The 11,150-nt window shown below is 59.5% G+C and carries 11 protein-coding genes; 5 read left to right on the top strand and 6 right to left on the bottom strand.

What is annotated here, in order from left to right; genetic code table 11:
- Window positions 1-157: 157 nt before the first annotated feature.
- The 6 genes from AB4Y79_RS21375 to AB4Y79_RS21350 form a co-directional block, all read right to left on the bottom strand.
- Entirely contained in the window at window positions 158-1,660 is a 1,503-nt protein-coding gene (locus tag AB4Y79_RS21375) for an NAD-dependent succinate-semialdehyde dehydrogenase (RefSeq protein ID WP_441866165.1), read from the bottom strand.
- Between the two features lie 69 nt (window positions 1,661-1,729).
- The gene (locus AB4Y79_RS21370; protein ID WP_441866163.1) at window positions 1,730-1,972 is read right to left on the bottom strand and encodes a putative quinol monooxygenase; all 243 of its coding nucleotides are present in this window, start codon (window positions 1,970-1,972) and stop codon (window positions 1,730-1,732) included.
- Window positions 1,973-1,996: 24 nt separating this feature from the next.
- Window positions 1,997-2,137 carry a hypothetical protein gene (locus tag AB4Y79_RS21365; protein ID WP_441866161.1) on the bottom strand — a complete coding sequence of 47 codons (141 nt, stop codon included), beginning with the start codon at window positions 2,135-2,137 and terminating at the stop codon, window positions 1,997-1,999.
- Between the two features lie 45 nt (window positions 2,138-2,182).
- Window positions 2,183-3,487, bottom strand: a complete 1,305-nt coding sequence (locus AB4Y79_RS21360) for an MFS transporter (RefSeq protein ID WP_441866159.1) — start codon at window positions 3,485-3,487, stop codon at window positions 2,183-2,185.
- Window positions 3,488-3,703: 216 nt separating this feature from the next.
- Window positions 3,704-4,759, bottom strand: a complete 1,056-nt coding sequence (locus AB4Y79_RS21355; RefSeq protein ID WP_441866158.1) for a carbon-nitrogen hydrolase family protein — start codon at window positions 4,757-4,759, stop codon at window positions 3,704-3,706.
- Window positions 4,760-4,956: 197 nt separating this feature from the next.
- Window positions 4,957-5,400 carry a carboxymuconolactone decarboxylase family protein gene (locus AB4Y79_RS21350; RefSeq protein ID WP_441866156.1) on the bottom strand — a complete coding sequence of 148 codons (444 nt, stop codon included), beginning with the start codon at window positions 5,398-5,400 and terminating at the stop codon, window positions 4,957-4,959.
- Window positions 5,401-5,597: 197 nt separating this feature from the next.
- Here AB4Y79_RS21350 and AB4Y79_RS21345 point away from each other — a divergent pair, with 197 nt between their 5' ends.
- The 5 genes from AB4Y79_RS21345 (at window position 5,598) to AB4Y79_RS21325 (ending at window position 10,583) form a co-directional block, all read left to right on the top strand.
- Window positions 5,598-6,275 carry a GntR family transcriptional regulator gene (locus AB4Y79_RS21345; protein ID WP_441866154.1) on the top strand — a complete coding sequence of 226 codons (678 nt, stop codon included), beginning with the start codon at window positions 5,598-5,600 and terminating at the stop codon, window positions 6,273-6,275.
- Between the two features lie 106 nt (window positions 6,276-6,381).
- Window positions 6,382-7,284: an NAD(P)-dependent oxidoreductase gene (locus AB4Y79_RS21340; protein ID WP_441866152.1), complete on the top strand. Its 903-nt coding sequence runs from the start codon at window positions 6,382-6,384 to the stop codon at window positions 7,282-7,284.
- Window positions 7,281-8,273: a D-2-hydroxyacid dehydrogenase family protein gene (locus tag AB4Y79_RS21335; RefSeq protein ID WP_441866150.1), complete on the top strand. Its 993-nt coding sequence runs from the start codon at window positions 7,281-7,283 to the stop codon at window positions 8,271-8,273. The genes AB4Y79_RS21340 and AB4Y79_RS21335 overlap by 4 nt, the downstream gene beginning before the upstream one ends.
- 213 nt (window positions 8,274-8,486) lie before the next feature.
- Window positions 8,487-9,419, top strand: a complete 933-nt coding sequence (locus AB4Y79_RS21330) for a carbon-nitrogen hydrolase family protein (protein WP_441866148.1) — start codon at window positions 8,487-8,489, stop codon at window positions 9,417-9,419.
- Between the two features lie 981 nt (window positions 9,420-10,400).
- Complete coding sequence (locus tag AB4Y79_RS21325) at window positions 10,401-10,583, top strand: hypothetical protein (RefSeq protein WP_441866146.1); 183 nt, start codon at window positions 10,401-10,403, stop codon at window positions 10,581-10,583.
- Window positions 10,584-11,150 lie beyond the last annotated feature (567 nt).

Raw genomic sequence — 11,150 nt, 5'->3', positions numbered from 1 at the left:
TTGGGGTGTAGCTAAGGCGACGGAGTCTCAAGGAATTCCGTTGCACAAAGCTTGCAATATTCGACCGCCGTCTCGCCCGGACTGAGCTATGGAATGCAAGGTGTCCCCGAGGTTGCGAGGACGGGGACACCTTGCAGCTTGTAGTGATCCGGGGCTTTTAGTTGGCGTAGGGGTCTGCGATGCCGATGTATTGGGTGGTGGTGTATTCGGCGATGCCTTCGGTGCCGCCTTCGCGGCCGAGGCCGGATTGTTTGACCCCTCCGAAGGGTGCGGCGGCGTTGGAGATGACGCCGGCGTTAAAGCCGACCATACCGAACTCGATTTGCTCGGCTACGCGCAGGAGCCGGTTGAAGTCGCGGCTGTACAGGTAGGAAGCGAGGCCGTACTCGCTGGCGTTGGCCAGCCTGATGGCATCCTCTTCGGTGGTGAAGGTGGTGACGGGGGCGACGGGGCCGAAGATTTCCTGGCCCAGGATCGCGGCGCCGTTTGGCACATTGCCCAGCACCGTGGGCTGGTAGAAGTAGCCTGGCCCGTCCACGGGTGCTCCGCCCGTGATTGCGGTGGCTCCGGCGTCGACGGCGGCGGTTACGAGGGCGTGCACGTCGTCGCGGGCTCCGCCGTCGATTAAAGGCCCAACCTGGGAAGTGGGTTCAGTCCCGCGGCCGGTGGTCAGAGCGGCCATGGCGTTGGCGAACTTCCGCGTGAACTCCTCGGCTACGGATTCCTGGACCAGGAACCGGTTGGCGGCGGTACAGGCTTCGCCCATGTTCCGCATCTTCGCGGCCATGGCACCTTCGACTGCTTTGTCCAGATCAGCGTCTTCGAACACGACGAACGGCGCATTCCCGCCCAGTTCCATCGAGGTGCGCAGCACGTTCTGCGCCGCGTCCGCCATGAGGCGCTTGCCGACCGGGGTGGAACCGGTGAAGGAGACTTTCCGGAGCCGGGAGTCCTTTAACAGCGGACCCGAGATGCCGGAGGCAGAGGCGGAGGACACGACGTTCAGCACCCCGGCGGGAAGGCCGGCGTCGAGCATGGTCTGGGCGAACAATTGGGACGTCAGCGGGGTGAGCTTGGCCGGTTTGAGGACCATGGTGCAGCCGGCAGCCACGGCGGGAGCGACCTTGCGGGTGGCCATGGCCAGCGGGAAGTTCCAGGGGGTGATCAGCAGGCAGGGTCCGACAGGTTTGTGCTGGACTAGGATCTTGTTCTTGCCTTCGGGCGTGGTGAGGTAGCGGCCGTAGTCACGGACCGTTTCTTCTGAGAACCAGCGCAGGAATTCGGCGCCGTAGGTGACTTCGCCGCGGGCTTCGGCCAGCGGCTTGCCCATTTCCAGGGTCATCAGCAGGGCGAAGTCCTCGGCGCGTTCGGTGACCAGGTCAAAGGCCCGGCGCAGGATCTCCGCCCGTACCCGGGGCGCGGTCCGTGCCCACGCTGCCTGCGCAGCGTCGGCTGCGTCTAAGGCAGCAACCGCATCTTCGCTCGTGGCGGAGGCGAGCGTGGCGAGTACCTCCCCGGTGGCAGGGTCGTGCACGTCGAATGTGCCGCCGTCGGACGCGTCCCGCCACTGCCCGCCGATCAGCAGGCCGGTGGGAACCGATGCCAGAAGTTCGCGTTCACGCTCTTGCGTACTGCTGGATTGGGTAGTCAGAGGCGACATTACTGGTCTCCATTCATGAGGGGCTTTTCCCCTACCAGGGGAAAAGTTTGGTACCGGGGAAGGATGTTGTCATCCTGCGGGGGAGTCGTATGTGGACACCGATCGATCGTGCAGGAGCGGAATGATGGTTCCCACGCCGATCTCCTGGAAATGTTGGCTGTCACGGTGGGCTTGGAAGTCCGCTGCCGTGCGGTAGGACTCCAGGATGACGATTTTTTGTGGATCCTCGACACCTCGGAAGTATTCATAGCGGGGATGAAACGGTTGAACGCCGGGGCGGTTGTCCCGACCGGAACGGGCCGGGACAACCACTAAGTTTTAGGACTGAACGGCCGCTTAGGAGGCGCCGCTGCCACCCTCATGCACCTGAACGGTAGGTTCGATGCCGTCCACCCCGACAACCTGGGGCGAAGGGTCGGCCGGACCGGGCGGGAAGCCGGTCATCCTGAGCAGGCTTCCCGCGGTAGTGGAGGACATGCAGGATGTCCTCCACTATTCGTTCCGCGCTATTGAAACCCTCTGCTAGGCCAACTCCTCGCGCCACTTGTCCTTCATAGGGAGAAGTGTAAAGAAGGAGATAACTCCTCCCATTCCGATGTAAATCGCAAGGGAAAGGGGGTTGTTACCTGAAATTGAATTTAGATAAGTTGCCACGAGCGGCGCGGTGCCACCGAATACGGCGATGGAGACGTTGTATGCAATGGAGAGAGAACTGTTGCGGACACGCGTCGGGAACATTTCAGCCAAGGCTGTTTGAAGTGGCGCGGCCACCAGAGCCAGCAGGAGGACCAGGACAAGCTGTGCCACGACGAGCAGGACAAATGAACCGCTGTTGATCATGAGGAGCACTGGATAGGTCAGGATGGCGAACCCAGCGTATGCAGTCAGCATCAGCGGTTTCCTTCCGACTCTGTCGGATAGCAACCCGAGGAACGGCAGGATGACGGCGAAGAAGGCCAGTCCCAACACGTTAGATCCGAAGGCGGAGGCGTACGATGCGTGGACCACGGTTTTCACGTATGTCGGCAGGTAGGTGAAGATGAAATAGAACCCGATCGTGAAACTGACCACGACGCCTATGACGCGGAGCATTTCCCGACGGTATGTAAAGAGCATTTCCTTGAAGGGCTGCTTGACGACCTCGTTGTGCTGCACGACCTCTTCAAATTTGGGTGTGTTGGGCATCTTCTTTCGCAGATAGAAACCGAAGACCGCCAGGAAAATACTGAAGATGAACGGAACCCGCCAACCCCACGAGTTCAATGCCTCAGAGGACAGACTGAGAGACAGGATCGTATAGACGAGGGATGCAAGGAGCATCCCTACACTGGTGCTCTGGTGGGTCCAGCTACCATAAAATCCTCGCCGTTTTCGCGGCGCAATTTCCACAAGGAAAGTGCTTGCGCTACCGATTTCTCCGCCAACGGAGAACCCCTGCACCAGTCTGGCAGCAATGAGAAGGATCGGGGCCCAGATACCTATTTGAGCGTATGTGGGCAGCAAACCCATGAACAGAGTCGACATGGCCATGAGGATAATGGACAGGGAAAGAACCTTCGTGCTACCGATCTTGTCACCCAGTGGGCCGAGCACGAATGCCCCGAGTGGCCTTGCGGCGAAACCGACAGCGAACACTGCAAAGGTTGCCAGGAGCGATGTCACGTGATCATCCGAGGGGAAGAACTGGGCTGCAATAATCGGGGAGGCAAAGCTGTATACAGCGTAGTCGAACCATTCCATGACGTGCCCGACCGACCCGGCCATGATGTTTTTGACTGATATTTTGGAGGTGCTCGTTTGGGGTGCTGCACCAGAATGAACTTTCATAACCAACCGTCTAACTGTTGTAGTTAATGACGCGCCCGGTTGTTGCGACGAGCGACGGTCATATTTGGGGATACGGTTTCTCTCGATGCCGGGGCTACGCAGCGCTGCTGGTTGGCCCGGTGGAGCCGCCTGAGGATGAAGGCAGGGCCCTATTCCATGACCAGCCTCCCGGTCCGGTGTGCCGGGCCTGCGCGTAGGCGAGGGCACACCGGGCGGTTATAGAACCTTCTCCATGCCAGGTACTGGTTCCAGACCATGGATGTCGGCGGGATTCCAAGGGCCGATCGCCGAGTGGTCCTCCGGCGTTTCAGCGTTATGAAAGCGGACAGGCTCGTGTGCTTTTGCATTCACTTGCAGCGAGAAGATGTCGAATCGGTTGTAGTGCCCGATGATGTCGTGCATCTGTTTGGGAGCGATGCAACGGCTGAGGTCGATTTCGGCGTACACAATTCCCTCCGCATCGATGAGCGGTTCGGTTACTGGCCGGCCGTCCGGTCCGAAAATTCCCGAGAGCGCGCTGCGTTCCCGGCGGAACATCTCACGAACTCTCTGGTCATCACCGGCAACCATGTCGATGATTTCCTCGGAGATGGTCGAACAGGAGACGATCGAGAAAAGCTTGCCTTCAAAGGCGTGTGCTGTTGTGCGGATCGCGATGGCATCGGCCATGTCGTAGTCGGCAGGAACCACGGGGGAGGATATATAACTCGAAACGTGAACCAGTTCTCCCTGCGCCAACAGTGCAAAGCGGGCGAGGGTGTTCGTGTTTTCGCCGCATATGAGTGTTCCGAGAGGCCCGACCGGAGTCTCATGAACTTTAAGACTTGACCCGTCGCCCCCTGTGTATACGAGCTTTTCTGCCCACGTGGGCACGAGCTTCCGGTGGAGTCCTATCACAGCACCGTCAGGGCCGATGGTAACTACCGTGTTGTAGATGACGCCGAGGCTGTGCCGTCCCCGTTCGTTCACACCAATCACAACAGTTGTTTGCGTAGCAGCTGCTGCAGCGCGAAGCGTGTCCAGATGCCGGCCTGGAATATCGATTGAGGCACGGTAGAGCCGCTCAAACCATTCCCCGCCCTGGACTGGGTTCATAGTCCATACCCAGTAAGGAAAGCCAGCTACGAAAACTTCCGGAAAAGCGACGAGGCTGGCCCCGTTGCCGGCTGCCTCGTGAATGAGCGCGACCGCTTTTTGTATTGTTTTGTCTGCATCCAGATAAACCGGCGCTGCTTGGACCGCTGCTGCTGTGAAGCGCGGAAAAGTTTCCATCTTTTTCTTCTTCCAATTTAAGCTCGTCCCCAAAGTGGGCCGATCCGTTTGGCGGGTCAGCTACTCGACTCTGCCCCTAGCGAAACCCGCACCTCGAGATGTTGTTCGCAATGCCATCTGCGCTACCAGCAGTAGTACCGTCGTAAGGCGGTCCAGATGAGCAGTTCGTTGCCTTGCCGCACGATAGTGAGCGGGAGTTAAGACGCGCCGTTGCCGCCTTCATGGACAGACACGGTGGGTTCCAGTCCGTCTGCACCGACGACTTCACGCCAAGCTTCCACGCCGGCTTGGAAGGCAACAATGCCTGCCTCGGGAAGGGAAATTTCGATGGCTTCGAGAATCTCTTGAGAGGTAAGGCCAAGGTCGAGGGCCACCCGGATGTGACTCTGAATGTGGCCCTTGGAGGCCCGCATCACGGTGAGACTGACGATGAAGATGAGTTCCTTCGTCTTTCGGTCTAAGGTTCGTTGGTCAAGATATGCGGCAGACACGACACCGTTGGCCGCTTGGAGCAGAGCGAAATCGTGCTTCGCCAGCACCTTGTGATAATCGAGCACGTAACCACGCTTGGTGGCGATGTCATCAACGTAGGCTTGGGCTGCCTCTGTGTCGTTCGAGGTAATGCTCGTCGTAACCGTCATGGGAACCATTCCTTTAGCTTGTGGGGCGGATCACTTCTATTAGTACCGTAATACGGTAATACTGTCCATAGGAACCGAGGAGTTTTTGAAACCCGGAAGTGAGTAGCCCGCCTGTTCCACCCTTAGATGCACCGGTTTCCGCAGTGTTACCGAAATGTGTCAGACGGTATGATGGTTCAAAACCATAGGAGCGCAGAATGACATCCACCGCGATTCGCCGTACGGCGGCACCGCTTCGCCAAGAAGTAACTGACGCGTTACGGAAGGCGATCGTGACCAACGAGTACGGAGCCGGGGAGCGGCTCGTAGAGTCCGTGCTGTGCGATCGGTTTTCCGTCAGCAGGACCGTGGTTCGCGAGGCGCTGCGGCAATTGGAAAGCGAGGGCTTGGTTACTACCGTCCCTAACCGCGGCCCGGAAGTCGCTACGCTGACCCTGCAGGAAGCCGAGGGCCTCTATGAGGTGCGGGCCGCCTTGGAGTCGCTGGCGGGGAGCCTTTTTGCGACCCGGGCGGCGGGGGAGGACTGTGCGCGCCTCGTTCAAGCCCTTAGTAACATCAGGGAAACCATTGGTGGCGCCGACATTTCAGCAAGTCTGGAGCTTAAGGATGCCTACTACGATGTTCTCCTTGACGGTGCCGGAAACCAGGAGATCCGGCGGATGTTGAAGTTGGTAAACGCCCGGACGCAAGTCCTCCGTATGTATTCCCTGGCCTCGCCAGGGCGGGAGCCGAAGACGGTCGAGGAACTCGAGCGCATTACGACGGCGGCAGCAATCCGCAGGGATCCAGCAGAAACGCGAGAGGCATGTGAGGAGCACGTGCGCAAGGCTGCCGCAGCCGCGATTGGCGAAATGCGTCGCCGCTTGACGGCCTAACCCATACCTTCGTCTGCACGTCACGGGGCGCAGCTCTTTACCAATCGCGTAATACTGTAATACCCTATTACCGGGTCGTTCGACCCTTACCTGCCTGGAGGAGATCATGTCCAACGTCGGATTTATTGGTTTGGGAAACATGGGCCGGCCGATGGCCGCGAACTTGGCCCAGGGAAACGTACCCCTCATAGTTGCAGATGCCGCCGCCGGCATACCTGAGGCCTTCGCGCAGGAGCACGGCGTTCGGGCATGGAGTGAGGAGTCTCCTTGGTCCAGCGTCGATGTCCTCATCCTTATGCTTCCGACCTCCGACATAGTCGAAGCTGTGCTCTTCAACGATGGCGTGGCAGCAGCTCTTCGCCAGGGTGCGTTGGTTATCGATATGAGCTCCAGCGAACCGCATCGCAGCCGGTCTGTGGGCGAAGCCCTGACAAGCAAGGGGCTGCGCTACGTCGATGCTCCAGTTTCCGGAGGAGTCAAAGGAGCCGTTGGCGCCACGCTGGCCATCATGGCTGGAGGTTCAAAAGAAGACGTCGATGCGGCTCGACCCCTGTTCGATCGTATGGGCAGCAAAACCTTTCATGTCGGCCCTGCAGGATCAGGCCATGCGGCAAAGTGCCTTAACAACATGGTTTCGGCTGTGACGATCGCGGCAACTTCTGAAGCCCTCATCGCCGGAGAACACTTCGGTATCGACCCTCAGCAGCTCAACGACGTGTTTAACGCCTCGTCCTCCCGAAGCAACACCACCGAGAACAAGGTTGCCCAGTTCATTCTCAGCGGGACATTCAACTCCGGTTTTGCCATGTCACTGATGGCAAAGGACCTGGGGATAGCACGCGCCATGGCACACAACATGAACCTCAGCCTTCCGATCGCAGACGCCAACTTCGAACTATGGAAGTCAGCCAGTCATTCCCTGCCCGCGGGCACCGACCAGACAGCACTCTATTCCTACCTGTACTCGAATAACGAGATTGCACCGACCACGACAAACGAGGAAGCATGACTAACATACGCTTGGCCATACTGGACGACTATCAGGACGCAGCGAAGGACTTTGCGCCGTGGCAAACCCTGCAGGATCGCGGTGTGCAGGTCACTACATTCCGGGAGCCTTTTGCCTCCACCTCCGATGCAATTTCAGCCCTGCAGGGGTTTGGCATCATCGTCGCGATGCGCGAGCGGACGCCGTTCCCACGCGAGGTGTTGACGGAGCTGCCCGACTTGAAGCTCTTGGTCACGACAGGTATGGCGAACGCAGCGATCGACCTTGACGCAGCAGATGAGAAGGGCATCCTGGTCTGCGGTACTTCCGGGTCCGCCACGGCCGCCCCGGAACAGACTTGGGCGCTGCTTCTTGCTTTTGCCCGTGATCTTTCAGCGCAGGAAAACGCGCTGCGGGCAGGGGGATGGCAAACAAGCGTTGGCTTTGAACTGGCAGGTAAGACTCTAGGCATCCTTGGACTGGGCAAGATTGGACAGCGGATCGCCGCCTATGGCAAGGCGTTCGGAATGGATGTTATCGCCTGGAGTCCCAATTTGCAGGACTCCACGGCTGCCGACTTTGGCGTCCGCCGAGTCACGAAAGAGCAACTCTTCACCCAAGCCGACGTCGTCACGCTGCATGTTCGGCTCTCCGAACGCTCTGAAGGCGTCGTGGGTGCAGAGGAGCTTCGGCTGCTGGGGCCAAAAGGCGTTTTGGTTAATACGGCGCGCGGGCCACTGGTGGACCAGAGCGCCCTCGTCGATGCCCTGAAGAACGGATGGATCAGGGGGGCCGCGCTTGATGTCTATGACATTGAGCCGCTCCCTGCCAGCCACCCGCTCCTGGACGCCCCGAACACACTGCTTTCACCACACCTGGGTTACGTGACCGCAGAAAGCTACACGAAGTTTTACGGCGAAGCCTTCGAGGACGTTGTCTCTTGGCTGGACGAAGCACCTGTCCGGAAGCTCAACAGCGGTGCAGTCATCACGTCTGGTTCTGCTCGCTAAATCCGGCACCGCCACATGAGCCTGGCTCCAGTGGCGGGAAAGGCGGGTGCCCACCAACCAACGCGTTGAAGGGCACCCGTCCACCTATTAGGTGGTGATCACCGGTTGGACGTGCATTGAGAGGTTGGTCGGCCACCCCATGAGCGCCTCCGCGACCGACACCTGCCATAACCCGGCGGACAACCTGCCGATGCTTCCAGAAAGAGGAATGACATGTCCCGTGTTGCAGTGGTTCAGGCGACCCCCTTCCTTTTCGACACTCCAAAGACGGTCTCCAAGGCCGTCGACCTGATCTCCGAGTGCGCACGTGGCAACGCAGAATTTACGTTATTCCCCGAAGCCTTCATCGGGGGATATCCCAAAGGAATGCAGTTCGGCGCAGCCCTGGGGCTGCGGACCGAAGAAGGCCGGGATGTCTTCGCACGGTACGCCCGAAATGCCGTCGATCTGAACGGGCCGGAGATGCAACTCCTCTGCGAAGCCAGCACGGAGAACAATGTCTTTGTCATGATGGGCCTCATCGAAAAAATGGGCAACACGCTCTATTGTTCCGTCGTCAGCATCTCGCCTGATAAAGGCCTCGTTGGGGTCCATCGCAAACTTATGCCCACGGCCCTTGAGCGCCTGGTCTGGGGGTTTGGTGATGGTTCCACGATGGAAGCCGTCGATTCCCCGGCGGGCCGGGCAGGGGCCGTGATTTGCTGGGAAAACTACATGCCAATGCTCCGGCAGTACATGTACTCACAGGACCTGGACCTTTACTGTGCCCCGACAGTTGATGACCGCCCTAATTGGCAGGCCACCATGACCCATATCGCCATGGAAGGCCGGGTCTTCGTGCTCTCGGCCTGCCAGTACCTCACCCGCGAAGACTTTGAAGACGCGGACCGGGACTCCTTGCGGTATGTGGGGGAGACGCCGATCCGCGGGGGCAGCGTAATCATAGACCCACTGGGCCGAACCATCGCCGGCCCCGTCTACGACGAGGAGTGCGTCCTATTTGCTGATATCGATAGCAACATCAAGGCCGGCTCCCACTTGGACTTTGATGCTGTCGGAAACTATTCACGGCCCGACATCTTCACTCTGCAAGTGGATCGGACTCCACGTCGTCCGGTGGTCATCCGCACGCTAGGGCAGGACTAGACGGTGCGCTCATAGCTGCGGAGCTCCGACCTTAACCGGAACAAAAAGAGCCCAGCATGCTAAAGGTCCTAGGTAGGTAGCGAACATGACTACGGCTAATGAGTCCCTGTCCTCGTCAGTGACGGTTTCTGTAACACGAAAAGTAGATCCTTCGCGTATCGAGGACGTGACGGCGTGGGTTTAATCTGGCGTAGATCTTGCGAGTCGCTGCCCAGGCTTTCTTGGATCCGGGTGGATCCGGTCTTCGTCGCGAAGCGATGAATGTCACATGCTCTATCGGTTCGCTGACCCGTCGTCCCTCCACGCCTGGGAGAGTTCAAGCTCGCGCAAGCAGTGGCTAGATCAAGGAGACGGGTTGGTTGAGGAAAGGCGCATCGAAAAGTATACGGGGATGGAGGGCTGGTTCGATTCCTTCCCTCAATCCGAAGAAGCTCTTGCTTCTCGCGCGCCACAACCCCCGCGTTGGAAGCAGGCGGTCAGCGTTTGGCTTGCGTTCTTCCCGGTCAGCCTGATTTTTGCGCTTCTGGTTGAAGCCGTTTATCCCACCTGGAGTGGACTATGGACTGCCGCAAGGGTTTTAGTGACTACCACCGTCCTTACGCCCGTGATGACAGTGTGGGTCCTGCCCGTTGTGACCCGGCTCCTCCGGTCTTGGCTCACTTCGGAACAGGTATCTTAACTGTTGATACGTTCGTCGGTCCCGATGCGTCGATCATCGTTCTTCCGACATCTAGTCCGCAACGAAGGCGTTCACTGCCAAGCCTGGTGGAGTAATGATCAAGGTGAATAAGGTTCGCGCGTGGCGTGTTTTGTTGCCCCTCCTGCGACCTCAGTGGTCGTGGTGGAGGCGGGGGTCTCAGTGTTGCGGGGCGGAGACCCCTGCGGTTTATGGGGACCTGTTGCCGAGCTAGTCGGTGTAGGGGTCGGCGATGCCTACGTATTGGGTGTAATTCCCCGTGCCCCGATGCTGCCACCGCCAACTTGAACGTGCCCGACTACCGCGTCACCGACATTGAGGTCCTCGCCTTCGGGCAGCGACCGATCCGCGTCGTGGCCGCCGACGCCGGCTGCCCCGCCTGTGGTGTGATCAGCACCCGCGTGCATGCACGCCGGCCACAACGGCTTCGCGACATCACTGTCGCCGGGCGGATCGAAGTGGCCTGAGCCAAGCGGAGGTTCTTCTGCGATGGGGACCTGTGCCCCCGCCGGACCATTCACGAGGAACAACCCGGGTCCCGCGCCGGGCACGGTCCACGCCCCCGGCTCCGGAGGCCTTGGCCGACGGCAGCATCGGATCCGCAAGGGCCGCCGCTTCGTTCGGTGTCTCGTGGTGGCTAGTCCAGCGGGCTCTGGATTCGGCGACGCTTCCGATGTCGATGCCCTGGCACCGCGGATGCTCGGCATCGATGAAAACCGCTACCGGTCCGTGCGTTCCTCCGAGACCCCGCAACCACGAGCCGCGAAGGGCCGGATAACCCACAGGAATTGTCCCCGGCTGTCGGCGGCGACGGGGTCAAGCCTCTAAGTGGACCCAGTTCTTCGTTCCTATTCCTGGGGCACAAGCCGACGCCCCTGTGTCAGGTTGGGGTGTAGCTAAGGCGACGGAGTCTCAAGGAATTCCGTTGCACAAAGCTTGCAATATTCGACCGCCGTCTCGCCCGGACTGAGCTATGGAATGCAAGGTGTCCCCGAGGTTGCGAGGACGGGGACACCTTGCAGCTTGTAGTGATC

It is taken from the genome of Pseudarthrobacter sp. YAF2 (genome assembly GCF_052113345.1).
Taxonomy (GTDB): domain Bacteria; phylum Actinomycetota; class Actinomycetes; order Actinomycetales; family Micrococcaceae; genus Arthrobacter.
This window is presented reverse-complemented; position numbering and strand designations above follow the sequence as displayed.